Source organism: Paraburkholderia sediminicola (assembly GCF_046030555.1).
In the GTDB taxonomy this organism is placed as follows: Bacteria; Pseudomonadota; Gammaproteobacteria; order Burkholderiales; family Burkholderiaceae; genus Paraburkholderia; species Paraburkholderia sediminicola_E.
Genome location: NZ_JAQQCH010000010.1, coordinates 129546 through 151296 on the forward strand (window position 1 = coordinate 129546; position 21751 = coordinate 151296).

Annotated in this window: 18 protein-coding genes; 10 read left to right on the forward strand and 8 right to left on the reverse strand. The window is 63.0% G+C overall.

Annotated elements, in window-relative coordinates; genetic code table 11:
- Positions 1–232: 232 nt before the first annotated feature.
- Positions 233–1180 (forward strand): phosphoribosyltransferase, encoded by a 948-nt coding sequence (locus PQQ52_RS16350; protein WP_408213106.1) that lies wholly within the window; start codon positions 233–235, stop codon positions 1178–1180.
- Between the two features lie 7 nt (positions 1181–1187).
- Here PQQ52_RS16350 and PQQ52_RS16355 read toward each other — a convergent pair whose 3' ends face one another.
- Positions 1188–2894, reverse strand: coding sequence for an ATP-binding domain-containing protein (locus PQQ52_RS16355; protein ID WP_408213109.1), 1707 nt, complete (start codon positions 2892–2894; stop codon positions 1188–1190).
- Positions 2895–3047: 153 nt separating this feature from the next.
- On the opposite strand from PQQ52_RS16355, the gene PQQ52_RS16360 reads away from it, so the two are divergent.
- Together PQQ52_RS16360 and PQQ52_RS16365 are read left to right on the forward strand one after the other, a co-directional pair.
- Positions 3048–3674: a glutathione S-transferase family protein gene (locus PQQ52_RS16360; RefSeq protein WP_408213112.1), complete on the forward strand. Its 627-nt coding sequence runs from the start codon at positions 3048–3050 to the stop codon at positions 3672–3674.
- 135 nt (positions 3675–3809) lie between these two features.
- The gene (locus PQQ52_RS16365) at positions 3810–4388 is read left to right on the forward strand and encodes a Fur family transcriptional regulator (protein WP_408213114.1); all 579 of its coding nucleotides are present in this window, start codon (positions 3810–3812) and stop codon (positions 4386–4388) included.
- Positions 4389–4489: 101 nt separating this feature from the next.
- Here PQQ52_RS16365 and PQQ52_RS16370 read toward each other — a convergent pair whose 3' ends face one another.
- The gene (locus PQQ52_RS16370; protein WP_408213117.1) at positions 4490–5002 is read right to left on the reverse strand and encodes a response regulator; all 513 of its coding nucleotides are present in this window, start codon (positions 5000–5002) and stop codon (positions 4490–4492) included.
- 418 nt (positions 5003–5420) lie between these two features.
- Complete coding sequence (locus PQQ52_RS16375) at positions 5421–6197, reverse strand: TetR/AcrR family transcriptional regulator (RefSeq protein WP_408213120.1); 777 nt, start codon at positions 6195–6197, stop codon at positions 5421–5423.
- A 111-nt stretch (positions 6198–6308) separates the two neighbouring features.
- Between PQQ52_RS16375 and PQQ52_RS16380 the strand changes: the two genes are divergently transcribed.
- From PQQ52_RS16380 to PQQ52_RS16390, 3 genes are all read left to right on the forward strand, one after another.
- Positions 6309–7808: an MDR family MFS transporter gene (locus PQQ52_RS16380; RefSeq protein ID WP_408213390.1), complete on the forward strand. Its 1500-nt coding sequence runs from the start codon at positions 6309–6311 to the stop codon at positions 7806–7808.
- 428 nt (positions 7809–8236) lie between these two features.
- Positions 8237–9307, forward strand: coding sequence for a hypothetical protein (locus PQQ52_RS16385; RefSeq protein ID WP_408213122.1), 1071 nt, complete (start codon positions 8237–8239; stop codon positions 9305–9307).
- Positions 9308–9496: 189 nt separating this feature from the next.
- On the forward strand, positions 9497–10576 hold the full coding sequence (locus tag PQQ52_RS16390; RefSeq protein ID WP_408213124.1) for a TAXI family TRAP transporter solute-binding subunit: 1080 nt from the start codon (positions 9497–9499) through the stop codon (positions 10574–10576).
- 24 nt (positions 10577–10600) lie between these two features.
- Here PQQ52_RS16390 and PQQ52_RS16395 read toward each other — a convergent pair whose 3' ends face one another.
- Positions 10601–12040, reverse strand: a complete 1440-nt coding sequence (locus PQQ52_RS16395; RefSeq protein WP_408213127.1) for an aminotransferase-like domain-containing protein — start codon at positions 12038–12040, stop codon at positions 10601–10603.
- Between the two features lie 116 nt (positions 12041–12156).
- Between PQQ52_RS16395 and PQQ52_RS16400 the strand changes: the two genes are divergently transcribed.
- Positions 12157–13044, forward strand: coding sequence for a DMT family transporter (locus tag PQQ52_RS16400; protein ID WP_408213129.1), 888 nt, complete (start codon positions 12157–12159; stop codon positions 13042–13044).
- A 118-nt stretch (positions 13045–13162) separates the two neighbouring features.
- Positions 13163–14068 carry a sap1 transcriptional regulator SapR gene (gene sapR / locus PQQ52_RS16405; protein WP_408213131.1) on the forward strand — a complete coding sequence of 302 codons (906 nt, stop codon included), beginning with the start codon at positions 13163–13165 and terminating at the stop codon, positions 14066–14068.
- Positions 14069–14226: 158 nt separating this feature from the next.
- On the opposite strand, the gene PQQ52_RS16410 is transcribed toward sapR, so the two are convergent.
- The 4 genes from PQQ52_RS16410 to PQQ52_RS16425 all read right to left on the reverse strand — a co-directional run bounded on the left by PQQ52_RS16410 (position 14227) and on the right by PQQ52_RS16425 (position 18928).
- The gene (locus tag PQQ52_RS16410) at positions 14227–14967 is read right to left on the reverse strand and encodes an ABC transporter ATP-binding protein (protein WP_408213134.1); all 741 of its coding nucleotides are present in this window, start codon (positions 14965–14967) and stop codon (positions 14227–14229) included.
- Positions 14968–14985: 18 nt separating this feature from the next.
- Positions 14986–15828 carry an ABC transporter ATP-binding protein gene (locus PQQ52_RS16415; protein WP_408213135.1) on the reverse strand — a complete coding sequence of 281 codons (843 nt, stop codon included), beginning with the start codon at positions 15826–15828 and terminating at the stop codon, positions 14986–14988.
- Positions 15829–15838: 10 nt separating this feature from the next.
- On the reverse strand, positions 15839–17662 hold the full coding sequence (locus PQQ52_RS16420; protein ID WP_408213136.1) for an ABC transporter permease: 1824 nt from the start codon (positions 17660–17662) through the stop codon (positions 15839–15841).
- A 69-nt stretch (positions 17663–17731) separates the two neighbouring features.
- Entirely contained in the window at positions 17732–18928 is a 1197-nt protein-coding gene (locus PQQ52_RS16425; RefSeq protein ID WP_408213139.1) for an ABC transporter substrate-binding protein, read from the reverse strand.
- A gap of 350 nt (positions 18929–19278) precedes the next feature.
- Here PQQ52_RS16425 and PQQ52_RS16430 point away from each other — a divergent pair, with 350 nt between their 5' ends.
- Together PQQ52_RS16430 and PQQ52_RS16435 are read left to right on the forward strand one after the other, a co-directional pair.
- Positions 19279–20265 (forward strand): LysR family transcriptional regulator, encoded by a 987-nt coding sequence (locus tag PQQ52_RS16430; RefSeq protein WP_408213142.1) that lies wholly within the window; start codon positions 19279–19281, stop codon positions 20263–20265.
- Positions 20262–21740, forward strand: a complete 1479-nt coding sequence (locus PQQ52_RS16435; protein ID WP_408213145.1) for an NAD(P)-binding domain-containing protein — start codon at positions 20262–20264, stop codon at positions 21738–21740. The genes PQQ52_RS16430 and PQQ52_RS16435 overlap by 4 nt, the downstream gene beginning before the upstream one ends.
- The last annotated feature ends 11 nt before the right edge of the window (positions 21741–21751 follow it).

Genomic DNA, 21751 nt, shown 5'->3' on the forward strand with positions numbered 1-21751 from the left:
CTCAACCTGCCAGCGAACCTGCAGCGCCCTTTCTCCGCCGGTGCCGCCGCGCTTTGCGGCGCGTCCCGTCCGGCGACGCGCGTCACCCCGACGCGCGATCTTTGAACCGCATGCATAATATCGCCAAAAAACTTTGTCTCAAAAACGAGGATCTGCCGCCGCGCTGCGCCGCGCGCCGCTCTCCGCCTACAGGACACCTGCCCTGCGTGCTCCACGCGATGCCAAAAGAGTCATGAACAAGCCCGTTTTGCCCCTGACGTACGAACAACTCGATCACTGGATCGAATCGTTGCAACCCGCGTTGCTGGCGGAGCGATTCACGATGGCAATCGGCATTCTGCGTGGCGGCGCGCCGCTTGCGCTGATGGTTTCGCATGCGGCCGGCACGCCGGTCGCCTTCCTACGTTACGACCGCCAGTCGCGCACGGTCGCCTGGGATTCGACGCTGCCGATCCCACCCGCGGGCTCGAAGGTGCTCCTGTGCGAGGACATCGCGGGACGCGGCTTTACCTTGACCGACTGCATCGCATTCCTTCAGCAGCATGGCCTCGAAGTCAGGACGCTGACCGCCGCGGTCGACGACCTGAGCCGCACGCAACCCGACTACGCGATCGATGCCCGCGGCTATTTCGCGCTGTTTCCGTGGGAACGCCAGGCCTACACCGAGCGGTATCGCGAGGACTGGGAGCGCGTGCAAGCGGGCGCCGCGCCCGCCATGGCCGACGATCACGAATACGCCACCTACGCGATCGACCTCGACGGCATTCTGCTACCCGACGTGCCGCTCGCGCGCTACGACGAGGATCTGGCCACGGCGCTCGCCGAACGCGACGCGTTGCTGCCGTTCGAGATGCTGCCGGACATCGATCTGCAACGCGTTCGTACCATCATCACCGGCCGGCCGGAACTGGATCGCACGCGCACTGAAGCGTGGCTCGCGCGGCACGGCTTCGGTCATATGCAACTGGTGATGCGCACGCCCGGCACGCACGATGAAAGCCCCGCCGGCGCTGCCGCTCACAAGGCTGCTGCGGCATTGCGCGGCGGCGTCACACATTTTGTCGAGAGCGATCCTGTGCAGGCGCTGCTGATCGCGCAGCAGGCGCCGCTCTTGCGCGTGATCTGGTGGGACGCGGCTACGCAAAGCGGGATACTGGTGGGGGCGCGCGCGTGGACCTGAGCGGCTGCTAGGCTTCTTTCGCCTCTCTGCTGAGCTCTCCGGTTTCTCCGACCTCTTTACCCTCACGCAGACGCAGATGCCCCGCGACCCGCTGCGAGGCGACGATGATCAGCTTCATCGTCGCACGCGTGGCGCCGACGAACAGCTTGCGCGCAATGCGTTCATCGAACGACTCGAAGTCGACTTCAGTGAGAATCACACACGGCGCAGCCTGCCCCTTGAAGCGATAGATCGACTCGAACAGCACATCCCCTTCGCGATACTCCGGGTTGCCGAACAGATCGTACTTCCCCGTAAAACTGCGCAAGCGATGCGGACCGAGATGATCTTGCGCGGTCATCGCCGAACCTTCACGGCCGCGAAACGAGAGCACGGCGATGTCCTGTTTGCGAAAGCCGAGCGATAACGCCTGCGTGATCGCCCGCTTGGTCGCCTCGATGCTGCCTTCGGCGGCATTCGTTTCGTCGTAGACGGAGAGCGAAACATCGGAGCCGTCGAACGGACTGCCCGACGCAAAACCCGCCGCGACCGGCACCGAAGCGCCGACCACGTCGCGCACGTAGTCGAGAATGTCGCGCGGACTACGATAGTTGGTGGTCTCTTTCAGCGTGGTCCAGCCGGGCAGTTCGACCGGCTCGCGCATATACAGATTCTGCAGTGGGTCTTCGAGCCACCACCACGCGGCGCCCGGCCTCAAAAGACGCGCGAGTGTCGCCACCCATGGCTGCTGGAAATCCTGCCCTTCGTCGACGATCAGCACATCAAATTGCCAGCGCGCGTCGATCGGCGTTTCGGCAAAAATCGTTTCAAGCTGATTGAAGACGTCGCCGGACTGAAAATCCGGCTCGCGGCCCGCGTCGCGCGCGATCCAGTCGCATAGCTGGTGATAGTTCGCCACCTTCGCCTCAGATGGCGCGACCCGCGCGATGTGATCCGCGAGCGGCCGGTTGAAACACACGTACAACGGCCGCTGCCCGCGCGCCACCGCATCTTTCATCACCTGCACCGCCAGTTGCGTTTTACCGGAGCCGGCCGTGCCGATCACGCGCAGCCGGAACGGTGAAAACGCCAGCCGCCGCGCCCAGGTGGCGAGGCCGCCCGCGAGGCGCGTGACAAGCGTGCCGGCCTGGCCGACCAGCGCGCTGGTGTCGGGCGTGAGCGCGAGTTCGTCGGCGAGAAAGTGGTGGATTTTTGGCGCGCAGGCGAGACGCGATCCGTCGGCCGGCAAGGCTTCGCGAATGATCGCGGCCAGCCGGTCCTTACGCGTCGCGTCGACGATCCGTGCAGGATTTACACCGGCAATTGCCGCGTCCTTGACAACGTGGTCCGGGCAATACAGCAGTTCTTCGATGAAATACGTGCCCGCGCCGAACGCCGCGGTAAAGCGCCGGTGCAGCGTTTCGACGGTGTGCGCGAGCGCGATTGCCACATTGCGTTCCGTCTGAAGATAGACCTTGACGAGCCCCTTCGGCGTTTCGCGCAGGAAACCGGTTTTCTGTTCGACGATCATCACGCGCCCGGCCGGGCTGACGATCACGAAATCGGCTTCGCCGAACACCGAAAAGTTCTGATTCAGGCGGGTCCAGTGCACACCGTGATAAACGGTGTAGCCATCGGGAAGCGCCTCTTCCAGCAACGCGAGGGTTTCACGTTCGCGTGCCGCCGCGCCGGTCGCGGCGAGGCTCTTCCAGTCGTCGGGGACAATGCGGGCCATGCGGTGCCTCGTCGTATTCGGGTGCGCCCATTGTACGCAACGCCCGCGCGTCGGCGGCGCGCAAACCCACGTGCATCGTGTATCGTTACTGGCTGAACGCCGCGTACCTCACGCGGCTTGCCAACTGTAAGCATAAAGAAAAGGATTTGCGGGATGATCACGATCTGGGGACGCGCCAACTCGGTCAACGTACAGAAAGTCTTATGGTGTTGCGACGAACTGGTGCTGCCGTACGAACGCATCGACGCGGGTCTGCAATTCGGGCGCAACAACGAGCCCGACTACCTCGCGATGAACCCAACGGCCAAGATTCCGACGCTGGTCGACGACGACTTCGTGCTGTGGGAATCGAACTCGATCCTGCGCTATCTGGTGCTGCAATACGGCGAGTCGAGCCTCCTGTATCCCTCTGAGCCGAAACTGCGCTCCAGCATCGACCGCTGGCTCGACTGGTCGCTCACCACGCTGCAACCCGCGGAAAAACCTGTGTTCTGGGCGCTCGTGCGCACGCCGGCCGCTGAACGCGACGCCGCCAAGCTCGCCACCGACTTCGCCGCGGTTACGCTGCTGTGGCGCCTGCTGGACAACCATCTGCAGGGCCGCTTCTTCCTCGAAGGCGAGAATTTCACGCTCGCCGATATCGTGATTGGCTCGTACGCGAAACGCTGGTTCGGGCTGGACGGCGTGGAACGCCCACCGCTGCCGAATCTGGAACGCTGGTATTCGCGGATTGCGACGCGGTCGGGTTTCAAGAAATACGTCGATTTTCCGCTGACTTAAACCCTGACTTAAGCGCTGACCTGCGCTCTGACTTGAACCACCCGCGGCCTCATGCCTCGTCGCGGCGCCCAGCCGCGACCGGCAGGCGCGCCGCACGCCGGCACAGCGAAGCACGATGGCCTTTATAATCGACGCATGAAGACCGCCAAGCCCACCGCGACCACCGACAAAACCACCCCTGCCGCCTCCGCTCATCGTCATGAGCCGGGGCACTTGCACGGCGGGCACGGTGAATCGCAGGAAGCCGCACTGACCCTCGCGGAAGAATATTGCCGCGAACGCGGCGAAAAACTCACGCCGATCCGCCGCAAAGTGCTCGAATTGCTGCTGAATTCCGGGCGCGCCACCAAAGCTTATTCGTTGCTCGACGATATGCGCCAGATCCATCCCGGCTCGGCGCCGCCCACGGTTTACCGTGCGCTGGACTTTCTGCTCACAGCCGGGCTCGTGCACCGGATCGAATCAATTAACGCATTCACGGTCTGCCACGACCTGACGCAATGCCAGCACGGCATTCTGGTGGTTTGCCAGCAATGCGGCAACGTCACCGAATTGCATCAGCCCAAGCTGCGTCAGGCGCTCGTCGCGCAAATCGAAGACGCGGGCTACCGCCTTGCGAGCGACGAAATCGAATTAAAGGGATTGTGTTCCGCCTGCCAGACGGCGGAAGCGGCCAGCGCCGGTGCCGCGACACCGGTTGCCGCCGCCAAATGACGGCTGCGCCGGCAATCAGATTGGCAACCTGATTGCAGAAAAACAGTTTCTTGCCGCTGAAGCTACGACGGCAAAAGCCTGTCACCAGCCCGTAAGGCGGGTTAGCCCGCCGCGCGGGCTTCGATCGCGTCGCGCAACAACGTCACGAGGTCTTCCGGCAATGCCGGCTTGGTCATGAAATGCTGGAAGCCTTCGCCGATGCTGCGCAAGCGGTAAGCGTCGTCGGTATGGCCTGTGAGCGCCACGGCCACCGAAGGCGCGTGGTCGCCGCGAATCTCGTGATCGCGCAGCCGCTGGATCAGATAAAAGCCGTCCATGGCCGGCAATTCGAGGTCGCACACCACGGCGTCAGGTAATAGCCGCAGCGCCGCTTCGACGCCTTCTTCCGCATCCGCCACAGCGACGACATGCGCCCCTTCTGCCTCGAGTAACAAAGCCAGCGATTCCCGGCTATCCGGGTCGTCTTCGACGAGCACGATCGTGGCCTGATCGAGTCTCAATGCTCCATTCATGTTTCGTTGTTGCTCTAAAAAACCGGTTAGGCCGTCAGACGCGGCCAACGTATCGTCCTGCTGTTTGCCGCCGGTTTGCGCGGCTGCGGTCTTGCTGTTCATGGTTCCGACTCGATTTCATGCGTTGAGTTGCATGCAGGCCCACGATTGTAAAACATGGCCTGAGCGCAACGCGTGCGCACAGTAACGCGCCAAAATTGCACGCCAATGAAAAACCGGCCCTCGACGCCAATGCCCTGGCCGACAGATGCCGACACCCAACTCGCCGTGGCAGCCGGTGCAAACCCTTGTGCATCGCCTTGCCCGCCCGGCGTCTTCTCCGATATCCCTGTTCTTTTGCGACGCCGGCGCTGTTGCGTCTCTCGCTCGGCGTTCGCATCAACCGGTTAGGTAGCACGTTGCGTGCCTCGACGCTTTCGATCGGCTGTAGCGGCTTGGCACTGATCCGCCGAACGAAAAAACGAAGTCTGCGTATAAGGCGTGGCGGCAGAAACGTAATCTTGAGTGAGTCAGCGGCGAGTCAGTCCGCTTTACTGGGACCGATGCCCTGCACCAGCAAGGCCACCGCATGCCGGGCAATCTCTTCGCCGCCGATATTGCGCCGCATGGGATCGTTACGCCACAGCTTGGAGGTGGCCAGCGGCAGAATCGTCAGACCTAGCAGCGTGACAAACACCAGCGACGGCTCCAGCTCTGCATTCAGGCGCCCCTCCTTTTGCCAGCGCGCTATGGCTGACAGCGACGCCTTCTGATGCGCGTTGCCAAAGCGTTCCTGCATGCGCTGGCGCAGCAGACCACCGTCGCTAATCACTTCGCGCACCCACAGCGACGGAAACCACGGGTTGTCGCTCGCCACCTGCACCAAACGCCGTGCGAGTTGCGTGATGGCTGCCACCGGGTCGTCGGCATACTCCTGAAACGGCACGCCGAGCGCCGCGCGTAGCGGAGCGAAGCGCTCGTCGATCAGCACGTCGAGCAGTTGATCGCGCGTCTTGAAGTAGTAATGCATCATCGCCGGCGTAAAACCCGCCTCGCGGGCAATCTCCCCAAGTGTCGTATCGACGATGCCCTGCCGCGCGAACAAGGCGAGTGCGGCATCCAGCAGGCGGCTGCGCTGTTCCGGGCCGCGCGCCGAACCTGAAGGCCTGCCGGGGCGCCGTGCGGGAGCCGGCATTGCAACGTTCGCAGCATCTCCCACGGCGGCCGCCGCCGGCTTCGAAAGCCTTCTGGCCTTCACGGCAGCCGCGCTGGGCGGCGTGCGATTCACTTCCTGTTCATCTGACGGAATCCTTGCCATTGCATTCAATTTGACGAGTGACGCGATGTCGCATATATTAATCGCTGAATTAATTAATTTCAAGACCCCGGTGCCATGGATCAATCGACAACGACTCAACCCAACGAGCTGATGCAGCAAGACGCGCAGCCCGGCACGCAGGCAGCCGACCACCCGCCGATCCGCCTGCTGTTTCCGGCGTTGCTGCTGGTCATGCTGCTTGCCGCGCTCGATCAGACGATCGTCTCGACCGCGCTGCCGACCATCGTCGGCGAACTTGGCGGGCTCAACAATCTGTCATGGGTGGTGACCGCCTACCTGCTCAGCTCGACCATCGTCGTGCCGCTGTACGGCAAATTCGGTGATCTGTTCGGCCGCAAGATCGTGCTGCAGACGGCAATCGTCGTGTTCCTCGTCGGCTCAGCGCTGTGCGGCGTCGCGCAGAACATGACCCAGCTGATCGTGCTGCGCGCGCTGCAAGGGCTTGGCGGCGGTGGTCTGCTAGTCGTGACCATGGCCGCTATCGCGGACGTGATCCCACCGGCCGAGCGCGGCCGCTACCAGGGCGTATTCGGCGGCGTGTTCGGTCTCGCGACCGTGGTCGGGCCGCTGCTCGGCGGTTTTCTCGTCGAGCACCTGTCATGGCGCTGGATTTTCTACATCAACCTGCCGCTCGGCATCATCTCGCTGGCCGTGATCGGCGCGGTCTTCAAACCGCACGTGCGGCATGTAAAGCACACCATCGACTACATGGGCGCCGCGTTTCTCGCCGGCGCCCTCACCTGCATCATCCTGTTCACGAGCCAGGGCGGCACGATCCTGCCGTGGTCGTCGCCGCAGTTGTGGTTCACGCTGGGGATGGGGCTGGTGGCGATCTGGGGTTTCATCCACGAAGAACGCACTGCCGTCGAACCGATCATGCCGCTCGAGCTCTTCAAACAGCGCACGTTTTTGCTGAGCAGCCTGATCGGCTTCATCATCGGTGTGTCGCTGTTCGGCTCGGTTACTTTCCTGCCGCTCTATTTGCAAGTGGTCAAAGGCTCGACGCCGACGGAGGCCGGCATGCAGATGTTGCCGATGATGGGCGGCCTGTTCGTGATGTCGATGGTAACCGGCCGCTTGATCAGCAAGATCGGCAAGTACCGCATGTTCCCGATCGCCGGTACGTTCCTCGTGGCCGTGGCGATGGTATTGCTCGCGCGCCTGCAGATCAGCACGCCGATTCATGTGATGTATATCGACATGGGCATTCTCGGCTGCGGCCTCGGCATGGTGATGCAGGTGCTGATTCTTGCCGTGCAGAATACGGTCGAGTTCAGGCACATGGGCGTCGCCACGTCGGGTGCGACGCTGTTCCGTTCGATTGGCGGCTCGATCGGCGTGGCCGCTTTTGGTGCGGTGTTTTCGAACGGCCTCGCCGCGCGCCTGGAAAAGCTGATTCCGCCCGACACCGAATTGCCGCACGCGCTCGGACCTGCGGCCATCCACCAGTTGCCTGAAGCATTGCGTAGCGATTATCTGCAGGCGTTTGCCGGTGCGTTGCACCTGGTGTATCTCTCGGCAGCTTGCGTGGTGGTGCTCGCGTTCGCACTCGCGTGGCTACTGAAGGATCATCCGCTGCGCAAGCACTAATCCCGCATCACGTTTTCTACGAGCGTTTTCTACAAACGCTTGACGACGAGGTCGAACGCCACGCGCTTCGACCTCGTTTCTTTTCATCGCCGCCATGCCGCTCTGCCGATTCCGCCATCACTTCATCATTTGCGTATCGCGACTGCGCTGGCGGTATGAAAAAAACCATCCGTCTATTCGTTCTGCCGACATATGCAGTGTTTCGTCGTACCTACAAATGTGTTCTACCGCACATAAAGTAGGTGAGAACGTCGATTGACGTTCTCATCGAAACGCCACATATTGCAAACAGCGACACCGCAAGCGAGGACTTGCGTCCCAAGGCTCTCCAGTGCATGTGGATCGTGGTTTCCGCGGACATTACTCCTGCCTCAACACGATCTGGAGCATGCCTTAACGGCATTGTTTTACACAGGTGGGTCCACAGTATGTCCACCCAGACAATACTCGGCCATAGTTTCCCGACGCCCTGCAAACGCTGCGGCGGTGCCCTCTACCGGCAAGTCGACTATTGCCCGTATTGCGGCGCCGCGCATCCGCTCGACGCTGACCCGCACAAGCGCATCGTGATTCCCGGCAGCCGCGCCAGCGCCACGAGCAGGACGCCGCAGAAAAACGGCGTCGATCCGGTACATCTGAGCGAAACCGACCTCGCCGCGCAGGCCGCATTGACCGGCGACGCTGCCCCTGCGGAGACGCCGATGCAAGCGCCAACGCAAACGCCAATGCAAGCGCCGATGCTCGCGCCACAAGATGCGCCCATCCCCCCGCTCGCCGATCTGCCCCATTCTGGCGGCCTCCGCGCGCTCCCCGTGCGCCGTGTTTTACTCGCGATCGTGGCTATTGGCGCAATCGGACTAGCCTATGTCGCCTACGCACTATTCGGCGATAACCACGAATCGCAGAACGGCAACGCCGAGCAGAACGCTGACAACGTTCAGGATGCCAGAACGGCAACCGGCACAATTGCGCTGTACGCGCCGGCTCAATCGACGAACCAGGCTGCCGCGGCGAAACCCGCTGTTCCTGCCAATCCCGCCAGGGCGGCACCGGCAATGCAGATCACCCCCATCACGCCGCCGGTGGCCGCAGCACCTGTAAAACCCGCGCCGCCGCAATTCCGCGATGCCGCGCAAGCACTGCAGGCAGCGCATCTGGCCTTCCGCGCCAACGATCTGTCTGCGGCACAAGCGGCGCTTGGCGCGGCGCAAACACTGCAGCCCGGCAATACCGACGCGCAAAGTCTGCTGACCGAATTGAGGCCACTCGCCGCGCATCGCGACGCCGCGTTGCAGGCAGCGCAAGTGTGTGTTTCTCAGCAGTCGTGGAACTGCGCGCGCCAGCACGCCAACGAGGCGCTCACGATCGACACCGGCAACGACACCGCGAAGACGATTCTCGAACGCGTGATTCACGAGACAGGTTGGGTGCCGCTCAACCCGCATGCAGCGAAAGACAATCCAGTTAGCGATCAATCGTTTGGATACCGAATTTCATAGCCGCTTGCGCGACAGACGGATTGAAACATGGCACGCCCGATTGCACGCGCGATCACGTGCCCTCTGAGCGGCAACAGACGGACATGACACGCGCAACGGATTGAACATGAGACGGCATGCCGGCTCGCCGACGCTTCACGCGCACCGACGCGAGAGGCCGTTCAACCCTGACCAATAGGTAGATAGACCATGCTGAAGAAACTTCTGGCGGGATGGCTGGGGCTGGCGCTGATGGTCATGTCTTCGTTTGCTTGCGCGGAGCCTGCGCACTATAAAATCGTCACCGGTCCGGAACGGGGCACCTATATTCAATTCGGCCAGGATCTGTCGAAATGGGTGGCACAGCCGGCGGGCATCGACCTGGAAGTGATGGCGTCGAAGGGCTCCGCTGAAAACGTGCAGCGCATGCGCTTCGAGCCAGGCGTAAAGCTCGCGCTGGTGCAATCCGACGTGTATCAGGCTTATATCGACATGGCCAACGCGGGCAATGCCGATGCAGGCACGGCGATCCGGCCGCTACGGCTCATCATGCCGCTCTACGACGAGGAGATTAACGTCGTGGTGCGCGCGGATTCGCCGATGAAAACCTTCGCCGACATCAAGGACAAGAGCATCAGCGTGGGCCTGATCGGCAGCGGCACCGCTCAATCGGCCACGACGCTCTATCACCTGATGTTCGGACAGGCAATTCCCGAGCAGAACATCCAGCATCTGAGTAACGAAGACGCGTTGGCCGCGTTGATCGTCAAGAAGGTGGACGTTGCGATCATCGTGGTCGGGCAGCCGGCGAAACTGTTCAACGACATGAACCCCGAACTGTTGCAGCAGATCCGCCCGCTGAGGGTCGATCCCAACGCACCCGAAACCGCCCGTGCGAAACAGACGTATTTTCCCGCGACGCTTCGCGCGACCAGCTATCCGAACTGGTTGAAAGAGGACGTCCCCACATTGACGGTGAAGGCCTTTCTCGTCACCTACGATTACGGTCTGCGCGATACCGTCGGCAATCTGAATCACTTTGCCGACTCACTGTGCGCCAACTTCGACAATCTGCAGGAGCACGGGCATCCGAAATGGAAGCAGGTGAAACTCGAATTGCCGGCGCTCGTGCATGGATGGAAATACTACGGCCCGGTGGAGAAACATTTGCGCGCTTGTCTTGCGAACAAGAGTGCGGCAATCAGTGCGACGGCGGCGGCCGCGCAAGCCGTGCAGAAACCGCGCTCCTCCTGCACGGATCAGGAGCGTTTGCTTTTGTTGTGCAAGTAATGTCGCGCGGCGGGGGGCGCGCGCTCAGGCGTGCTCTTTCGATGCGGCCGACACCTCCATCGCGCGCTGCAGCACCTCGTACACCTTCGGCCGATTGCATTGCGACACGTTAAAGCGCAGGAAGCCGGTCGCCGATTGCGACGCGCTGAACACATTGCCCGGCGCGAACACCACACTCTCGGCTAACGCGTGACGCGCGATGTCGGCGGCGTCGAGCGCATCCGGCAGACGTGCCCACACGAAAATGCCGGCGCGCGGCCGCGTCCACACGTCAAGACCTGCATAGCCCAGCCGCCTGATCGTCTCGCCCATGGCGTCCGCGAGTTTGGCGCGCATCGATTCCAGATGCCGCCGGTACGTGCCGTCCACCAGCAGACGATGCACGACGCTCGCCGCGAGCTGGCCGTTGCCGAACGAGGTGGCCAGCTTCAGATCGACCAGCGGCTCGATCCATTCACTGCGCGCCGCAATGTAGCCGCAGCGCACCGCCGCAGATAAGGTCTTCGAAAAGCTGCCGATCGAGACCACCCGCGCAAGACCGTCGAACGCCGCAAGACGCGGCGCGGGTTCGTCTTCGAAGTCGGCGAAGATTTCGTCCTCGACGATCAGCAGATTGTGCTCGCCCGCCAGCTTCAGCAGCCGGTGCGCAACGGCCGGCGCAAGCGTGGCGCCGGTCGGATTGTGGATCGCGGAATTGGTCACGTAGAGCCGCGGACGGTGCTCGATCAGCGCCCGCTCGAAAGCCGCCAGATCGGGGCCGGACGGCGTATAAGGCACACCGACAACGCGAGCGCGATGCGCGCGCAGCAGCGCCTGAAAGTTGAAGTAACACGGATCGTCGATCAGGACCGTGTCGCCCGGTTCGAGCAGGAATCGGCAAACCAGATCGAGCGCGTGCGTATCGCTGTCGGTCAGCACGATCTGCTCGGGCGGCGCTTCGACGCCGTGCTGCGCGAGCCGCCACGCGAGTTGCTGACGCAGCGCGGGCAGACCGCTGGGGCTGGAGTATTCGGCAAGCGGCGACTGCGGATCACGCGCCACGGCACGCAACGCGCGGCGCACGCCGTCTTCCGGCAACCATGAAGGCGGCATCCATCCGCAGCCGGGCTTGAGCACCTTCGCACCGGCGTCCAGCGACTGCCGCGTGAGCCACAGTGGATCAACCTCGCGATCCAGACGCGGCCCGAGATCGGCAAGCGCGAGCGGCGGCGCATGACCGGACACGAAAAAGCCGGAACCGCGCCGCGCCACGATCACGCCTTCCGCGACCAGCCGGTCGTACGCTTCAACCACGGTCGACTTCGACACGTCAAGGGTCTCGGTCATCGCGCGGATCGACGGCACGCGCGCACCGGGCGTCAGCGAACGGCTCGCGATGCGTTCACGCAAACTGTCCATTACCGTGCCGACACGCGTGCCGGCTTGCAGGCCCGGCGCCCCCCGGTTGCTATTGCTTTCCGCCATCTGTACTGCTCCATGTTTGGTACAGTTTGTGCGAATTGTACTGATTCGTAGCTTACCCTTTGCGTCCCGAAAGCGCATGCTGCAGGTTCCATTTTCAATGCGCATGGATTCTTTCGATGGACAAGACAACGAACGGCTGGGTGAGCGGCATGGTGGGCGTGTTGATTTTCAGCGGCTCGCTCCCCGCCACGCGTATCGCCGTACAAGGTCTCGATCCGGTGTTTCTGACGGTGGCCCGCGCGACCATCGCGGGCACGCTGGGTCTGTTGCTCCTGCTCGTGTTTCGCCAGGCCCGGCCTGTCAGGCGCGACCTCATCCCGCTGGTGGTGGTCGCGCTCGGTGTGGTGGTCGGCTTTCCACTCCTGACCGCCCTCGCGCTACGCCACGTCAACGCCGCGCACGCCGTGGTGTTCGTCGGGCTCCTGCCGCTGTCCACTGCGATCTTCGGCGTGTTGCGCGGCGGCGAGCGCCCGCAGCCGGCGTTCTGGCTGTTCTCGGCGCTCGGCAGCGGCGCGGTGGTCGCGTTCGCGTTGCGCCACGGCATCAACGCGTCGCCGATCGGCGATGCGCTGATGCTGGCGGCAATCGTCGCCTGTGGCCTGGGTTATGCCGAAGGCGCGCGGCTGTCGCGCCATCTCGGCGGCTGGCAGGTAATTTCATGGGCGTTGGTGCTATCGCTGCCGGTCATGCTGCCGCTCGCGTGGTGGACGCGGCCGGTATCGTTTGAACGCGTGAGCCACGCCGCGCTGTGGGGGCTCGCGTACGTGTCGCTTTTCAGCATGCTGATCGGCTTCGTGTTCTGGTATCGCGGACTGGCGCTTGGCGGCATCGCCGGTGTCGGGCAACTGCAGTTGCTGCAGCCTTTCTTCGGCCTGCTGCTCGCCGGTTTGCTACTGCACGAAGAGGTGCCACCCGCAATGATCCTCGTGACCGTTGTAGTGGTGGCGTGTGTGGCGGGCGCGCGGCGTTTTTCGCGAACGGCGCCGGTACGGCCAGCGGCCTGAACAGCGTCTCGTCCGCACGGGTGCGCTCTCATTTTTAAGACGGCGCGGGGTCGGCCCGCGGTCGACTATGTCATCATCTCGCTGATCGATCCACCACTCGCTCCGCGCCGCAACCACGATGCCGACCGCTTTTGCACAAACCGTCGAAGCCCGCTTTGCCGAACTCACGCCCACCTCCAAGCGTGTCGCCAGTTACATGCTGGCGAATCTCGACCGGCTTGGCCTCGAAAACGCCGATCAGATCGCCCAGCAAGCCGGCACCAGCGGCATCTCGGTGGGCCGGTTCTTGCGCAGCATCGGCTATCAGAACCTGGACGACCTGAAGCGGGAACTGCGCGGCGCGCAGGAACGCCCGTGGCTGATCACCGACCGGCTCGACGCATTTCGCCGCGCCTCCGGCCAGCACGACGAAGCCGCACCCATCGCAAGCGGGCCTGACGCTTCCAATCCCGCCCCCAACCCGGCTCTTGCCCACTCGCTCGAACTCGAAATTGGCGCAATCCAGCATGTCTACCAGCTTGCGCAATCGCCGGTGTTCGCCCGCGTGGCCGAACGCATCTCGAATGCGGACGCCGTCTATATCCTCGGCATTCAGTCCACGCGCGGCATCAGCAACGCGTTTTACAGCTACCTTGAATACATCCGCCCGCGCGTGTTCTATTCCGACGGCATGTCGGGCTCATATGTCGATTCGCTGAACTCCGAGTTCAAGTCGCCGTATCTGATCATCACCGATACGCGCGCCTACTCGATGGTTGCGCGCCGCTATTGCGAAGCCGCCACGCGCCGCGGCTTGCCCTTCTCGCTCGTCACCGATATTTACTGTCCGTGGGCGCGCGAATTCGACGGCGATCTTCTTCAGGTGAAGACCGATGTCGGTCAGTTCTGGGATTCGCTGGCGCCGCTCACGTGCCTGTTCAACCTGCTGATGTCGGCGATTGTCGAACGGCTCGGCCCGGGCATCGACGAACGCGTTGCCCGCAATCGCGAACTGCAAAGCGAATTCGACCAGTTCGACCTTTGAAGCCGCTTTCGCGATAGGCCACGTGATTGACGATCGGCTCTCCGGGGCGCGCCGCGCCATGCATGGCAAGCGCATGTTGCTATGCGGCCAATGCACGGGGGACCAGATCGGCAACTGCATAAACCACCCGCTACGCTTGATGTCGTGCGTTGATCGCGTCAGGCTGCTGTCGTCGCGGCCGCTTCGCCGCCGAGATACGCGTCGCGGATCCGTTCATCGCCGAGTAGAGAATCAGCCGTGCCTTCGAGCACGACGCGGCCAGTCTGCAGCACATAGCCATAATGCGCGATCTCCAGCGCGAGACTGGCGTTCTGTTCGACCATGAAGAACGTCACGCCTTGCCGGTTAATCGTGTCGATCAACTCCAGCACCTTATCGACATACAGCGGCGACAAACCCATAGTAGGTTCGTCCATGCAGATCAGCTTCGGCCTGCTCATCAGCGCGCGTGCCATGGCCAGCATTTGCTGCTCGCCGCCGGAAAGCGTGCCGGCCTTCTGCGCCAGACGCTCCTTCACGCGCGGGAAAAGACCCAGCACGCGCTCGTAATCTCCGTCGATAGCAATGCGGTCGCGCCGCGTATAGGCGCCCATCAGCAGATTTTCACGCACCGTCATGTCGCCGAACAGCCGCCGCGCTTCAGGCACCGAGCCGACGCCGCGCCGCACGATCTGCGGCGTGCTGAGGCCGGTGATCGCCTCGCCTTCGAACGTGATGCTGCCGGCGCGCGGCTTGTGCAGACCGAGAATCAGCTTCATCGTGGTCGATTTGCCGCTCGCATTGCCGCCGAGCAAACTAACGATCTGGCCACGACGCACCTGCAAGTTGACGTCGAAATGCACCTGCACGGGGCCGTAAAACGTTTCGATATGTTCGAGTTTCAGAAGAGCGTCGCTCATCGTCGATGTTCCAGAAGTTCAGGCCGCGACGCGCACGGTCGCCGCGCCGCCGACATTGCGATGGCCAAGATACGCTTCGATCACACGCGGATCGTTGCGCACGTCGCGCGGCAGCCCTTCAGCGATTTTCCCGCCGTTGTCGAGCACGATCACGCGATCCGAGAGCCGCATCACCATGTCGAGCTTGTGTTCGATCAGCAGGATGGTCAGCCCGCGCGCTTTCAGTTGCTGAATCAGCACCAGCATTTCGGCGGTTTCGGATTCGTTCATGCCGGCCGTCGGCTCGTCGAGCAACAGAATGCGTGGATGCAAGGCGAGCGCACGCGCAATCTCGACACGCCGCCGGTTTGCATACGACAAGCTATGCGCCGGATGATCGATCCGCGGCGTCAAGCGCTCGCCAAACCCCGCAATGATCTCGCGCACTTCGTCACGCAACGCCGCGTCTTCACGACGGATCGAAGCCGGCCCGATGAGCGCGCGCGCCACTTCGGCAATCGCGCCGACGATCGGCCAACCCGTGCGCGTGGCGCGCAAACGCGCATGCGCCCCGATCAACACGTTGTCGAGCACACTCAGGTTGCCAAACACCCGGCCATGCTGAAACGTCCGCGCAAGTCCGAGCGCGGCGAGTTTTTCCGGCCGCACGCCGGTAATGTCGCGGCCGTCGAATTGCACGCTGCCCGCGTCCGGCGTGTCGAGCCCGGTGATCAGGTTGAACAGCGTCGACTTGCCCGCGCCGTTCGGCCCGATCACACTCACGAGTTCGCCCTCCGAGATCGAAAGATCGACCCCGTTCACCGCGGTCAGTCCGCCGAAGCGCCGCGTCACGCCGCGCACGTCGAGAAGAATCTGTGTCATGTGCGCTCCGTCATACCGTGCCCAGCAAACCCTGCGGCCGGAACCGCACCAGCAGCAGCAACACCAGGCCATAGATCAGCATCCGATACTCGGCGGCCCAGCGGAAAATCTCCGGCAAGCCGATCAGCGCAACCGCGCCGACGATCCCACCCAGCACGTTGCCAAGGCCCCCGAGGATCACCATCGTCAACGCGAGGATGGACACTTGCGAGTCGAAGGTCTGGTTGTTGATGTAGCTATACAGATGCGCCGCGATCCCACCGCTGATACCGGCGGCCAGTCCACCGAACGCAAACGCGATCGCCTTGTAGCGGTTCGGACGAATACCGTGCGAGCGCGCGGCGACCTCGTCTTCGCGAATCGCTCGCAGCGTGCGGCCCAGATGCGAGCCCAGCAGCCGCGTTTGCAACAACGCCAGCACGATCAGCACGCCCAGCGCGAACCAGTAGATCGCACGCGCGCTGTCCGGCGTCCAGCCGAATACCGACAGCGGCGCAATGCCCGCGATGCCCAGCGGGCCACGTGTCAGACTGTCCCAGTTGAGGATCACGAGGCTCACTACTTCGCCAATACCGAGCGTCGCTATCGACACATAGTGCCCGCGCAAACGAAACGCTGGATAGACCAGCAACGTGCCGAGCGCGGCGGTGATCAGACCGGCGCAAAAGATCGTCACGACCGGTGACCAACCGAGATTCATCGACAGCAACGCAGATGCGTACGCACCGATCACCAGCAACGCGGCATGGCCAAGCGAAATCTGTCCAACGGTGCCCGCCACCAGCGTGAGACTCAATGCCAACATTCCGTACAGCCAGGCATTGGTGAGTGTTTGCAGGAGATAAGACGAACCGGCAACGAATGGCAGTGCCACCGCAGCCAGCGTCAGTGCGATCACCACGGCGCGCGGCACCTTCACCGCTTTTCCGGCGGACAGGAACGTGCCGGTCATAGGCTCGGGCGGCAAACGGCGGCTGCCGCTAAAAAGTCCGTTGGGACGCCACACCAGAAACAGCAACAGCAGCACGAACGCAAACAGATCGCGATAACTGGTGCCGAAAATCGCCACGCCATAGCTCTCGACGAGACCCAGCAGCAGGCTGCCGACAATCGCGCCCGGCACATTGCCCAGACCGCCGATCAGCAACGCCACCACGCCCTTGAGCGTGGCCTGGAAGCCCATCGCCGGATCGATGCTGTTGTAGTACATGCCGACCAGCAAGCCGCTCACGCCGCCAAGCGCGCACGCGATCGCAAACACAGCCTGATTCACACCGTTGACGTTCACGCCCATCTGCTGCGCCGCGTCCCGGTCCTGCGCGGTTGCGCGCACTGCCCAACCGAGGCGGGTGAAACGCAAAAACACATAGAGCACGGCAGCAGCCGTCACGCCAATGCCGGCGATCAGCAGATCCAGCGAGCCGATCGTCGCGCCGCCAAGACGGAAGTGCCAATCGGGCAGCGTGCTCGGCACAGCCCGCGGATCGGCACCGAACAGCAGTTGCGCGCATTGATCGAGCACGAAGCTGATACCGATCGTCGCGAGCAATGGGGCGATGCGCGCCGCGCCCTGCAGCGGCCGTAAGCCGATACGCTCGATTGCGATGCCCAGCAGCCCGCAGCCGAGCACCACCGCGAGCAAGGCCAGCGGCAACGGCAACCCGAGCCGCGTCAGGCACAGCCAGCCGATAAAGCTGCCGATCATATACACCGAGCCGTGCGCGAAGTTGATCAGATGCGACACGCCGAAAATCAGCGCGAGGCCAACCGCCAGCAATGCATAGATATTGCCGACGATCAGTCCGTTGATCGTGTAGTCGAGCCATGAAGCCATAGCAATCAGATCCGGTGAGAAGCAGACACGTGAGCGTTGCTTAGGTGTTGCGTGTGCATTGCCGAGGTGCTATTTGGACGCGACCAGCGGCTTCGCACCGTCCCATTGCGTGAACTGGTTGTCCTTGACGACCAGGTACACGCTACGCGCGCCGGCCACACGGCGCGTTTGCGGATCGAACTGCACCTTGCCGAAGATCAGGCTCGGCACATCCTTGATCTGCTTCAGACCGTCATGTACAGCCTGACGGGATACGCCGTAGCGGCGCATGACTTCAGCCGAAACGATCATCGCGTCGTACGCGCGCGCGGCGAAGGTATCGGGCTCGCCGTTGTACTTCGCGCGATAACGCTGCACGAAGTCCTGCACTTCAGGCCGCTTGTCGCCGGGGAAGAAATTCGATTCGGTGAATACGCCGTTCACGGCCTCGCCGCCCAGTTCGAGAAACTTCGGCGAATAGATGGAGCCCACCGCCGCAATCGGTTGCGTCAAACCTGACGAACGCGCCTGGCGCACGATCTGCGCACCGTCCGCGTAGTACGAAATCAGCACGAGCGAGTCGGGTTTCGCTTCGTTGACACGCACCAGCGTCGCGCGGAAGTCTTTCTCAGTCGGCTGATAGCCCTCCGCCGCGACGACCTGCGCGCCATCCTGCGCGGCGGCTTTCGAGAAAATGTCCTTGCTGGTGCGGCCCCAGTCGGTATTCAGATAGAGCACGGCAATGCGCTTGAAGCCGAGTTCTTTCGTCGCGTAATGCGCGAGCAGCGGCTGCTCTTCGGCTTGACTCAGTGCCGTGCTCCACATGTAATCGCCACCTTTAGTGAAATCAGGGTGCGAATTCGTGAAGCCGAATTGCACGAGTTGTCCGCGCTGATAAATCGGCGAGGCCGCCATCGACGTTGTGCTCGACAGATCGCCCAACTCCAGCAGAATGTGCGGATCGCCGACGAACTTCTGCGCGATCGAAACGGCCTGGCGTGGATCGCCACGGCTGTCCTCGAAGTCGTAAGCGAGCGGGCGGCCCTTGATGCCGCCCTGACTGTTGATCTGCTCCAGCGCGAGATCGAAGCCGCGCTTCCACTGCGTGCCGTATTGCGCGTCCTGTCCGGTAAGCGGCCCACTCACGCCAATCAGATACGGCTCGCCCGCTGCGGCACCGGCATACGCCGGCGAGGTTGCCGCGATGCTCACCACGGCGGCGAGCGCCGGCAGCGTTTTCAGCCAGCGTGACCAGCTGGCCCGCGATGATTTGGATACGTGCTTCATGTTTGCCCCGACTCTCATCTTCAAAGTGGGGCCATGTAACCACGGTGAATTCCGGCGAACCAACGAAGTTTTGGGAATATGGTTATCACGTTGGAGCGCATACCTTCGCTCGCGCAAGCCAACGCCATGAACCCATGTTCACGCTCATCCACCGACATGCCAACGCATCTCGTTGACGCAATTGATTTTTCTCTCTTTCGAAACGTATCGCATGGAACAAAACCTGAGATGCCATGTGCTCGTCCGCCCATCCGCTTCGCATTTTTTCGGCTGTCGATATCGGAATTGATTATATAAATCCCGCATTCAGACGACCCTACAATGCGCAGACCGAATTGCCAGGGCGAGCCATGGAGCTGCATCAACTCGAAGCGTTTTCGGCGGTCATGTCCGCCGGCAGCATCACCGGTGCGGGACGTTTGCTCGAACGTTCGCAACCGGCCGTCACGCGTCAGATTCAGGAGCTCGAAGCGGATCTCGGCTATGCCCTCTTCAATCGCAATGGCCCGCGTGTCACGCCGACGCACCGCGCGTTTCTGCTTTACGAAGAAGTCGAGCGTTCGCTGATCGGACTGAAGACCATCGAGCAACGGGCGCGCGCCATCGGCCTTGGTGAAGCGGAACCGCTGCGCGTGGCGGCCACGCCCGCGCTGGCGGCGTCGATCGTGCCGCCCGCCATCGCCTCGCTGCCGCCGCTCGGTCACGCGCCACAATTCCAGTTACGCAGTTTGTCGGCCGAACATGTCGTGCATGAAGTGCTGACCCGTACCGCGGACATCGGTCTGGTCACGTTGCCGATCGGCCATGCGGGACTCGATATCCACTGGATCGCCGAGGCGCCCTGCGTGGCGCTCGTACAGAACGGCGACCCGCTCGCCACGCAGCCGCTTATCGCGCTGCGCGATCTGGCGAACCGGCGCATCGTCACCGTGGCAAACCGGTTTCGGCTGCGTCATCGGATCGACGCGGCGTTTGCGGCCGCGCGCATATCCGCCGAGGTGTTCCTCGAAACCAACGCATCGTTGAATGCGGTGATGGCCGCCCGGGCGGGCGCCGGTGTCGCGATCGTGGATCCCGCAACAGGTCTTGGCCTTTCGATCGAAGGCGTGACGGCGCGGCCGCTCGACTGCGCGATTCCGTTCTTCTTCGGCGTTGTAACGCCGGCGGGCAAACCGCGCCGCGCCGCCGCCGACGCATTGCTGCAAGCCATCGAACACACGACGCGCGAATTGCTCGAAGGCGTCGTGCTGCATCCCGCCCAGGAACACGATGCGCTGCTGCAGCGCGAAACGCGCGTCTCCCGTGCGCGCACCAAACATCTGGAACACACCGCATGAACCGCCTTACCGCACTCGAAGCCCGCTTGCGTGAAGATCTGCGCTGGCTGGAATTGCCCGCGCCCTCGTGGGTCCCGCCGCGTTTCGCGGATGCCGAACGCGTACTCGATGTCGCGGTGATCGGCGGCGGCATGGCGGGACTTGCCGCGGCGGCGGAACTGCGCTGGCTCGGCATCGACAATCTGCGGGTGTTCGACCGCGCGCCATCCGGACATGAAGGCCCGTGGGTATCGTTCGCGCGAATGGAAACGCTGCGCTCGCCCAAGCAACTCACAGGGCCCGCCTTGCGCATGCCGGCCCTCACGTTTCGCGCGTGGTACGAAGCACAATTCGGCGGCGCCGCGTGGGATGCGCTCTACAAGATCCCGCGAACCCAGTGGATGGACTATTTGCGCTGGTATCGCCACGTGCTCGAGCTGCCGGTGCATAACGACGCCACGTTGACGTCACTGCGTCCGCGCGACGACGGCCTGCTTGCGCTCGACCTCACTGAAGCAGGCGCGCGGCGCACGGTGCTCGCACGGCATGTCGTGCTCGCCACCGGACGCGACGGTTTGGGCGGTCCCTTTGTCCCGGCTATCGCTAACACGATTGCACGCCACTACTGGGCGCACTCCGCGGATGCAATCGATTTCACAGCGTTGGCCGGCAAGCGTGTCGGTGTCGTCGGCGCGGGTGCCTCCGCCTTCGACAATGCCGCCACCGCGCTCGAAGCGGGCGCGGCCGGTGTCGATCTGTTTATCCGCCGTGACGATATTCCGCGCGTGAACAAGCTGACGGGCATCGGCAGTCCGGGCCTCGTGCACGGTTTCGCCGATCTCGACGACGCGTCCAGATGGCGTTTCCTGCACTACGCGCAGACTGAGCAAACACCGCCGCCGCGCGACAGCGTGCTGCGTGTTTCCCGCCATGACAGTGCGCGCTTTCATGTCGGCAGCCCGATCGTTGCGCTCGAGGAACTCGACGATGCGCTCGCGGTCACGACACCGAAAGGCCGCTACGGGGTGGACTTTCTGATCTTCGCGACCGGCTTTCATTCAGATCTCTCCACACGTTCCGAATTCGCGCCGTTCGCACGATACGTGCGGCGCTGGAAAGACCGCTATCAAGCAGACCCGTCGCTCCCCTCGCACGAACTGGCCGAATCACCGGATCTCGGCGCCGCGTTCGCGTTTCAGGAACGCGAACGCGGCACGTGCGCGGCGCTGACGCAGATCCATTGCTTCAATCATGCAGCGAGCCTCAGCCATGGAAAGCTCTCCGGCGACATTCCGGCGATCAGCGACGGCGCACAGCGTCTTGCGCGCGGCATCGCGAGCCGTCTGTTCGACGCGGATCGCGAGCGGCATTACGCAGCACTCCTCGCCTTCAATACGGCGGAGTTGCAAGGCAATGAATGGACCGATGCGGATGCGTCGTCCGACACTTCGCGCGCGCCCCTGCAAGCAGAGGACACCGCTGAAAACACTGATTAACCCGCCGGAGC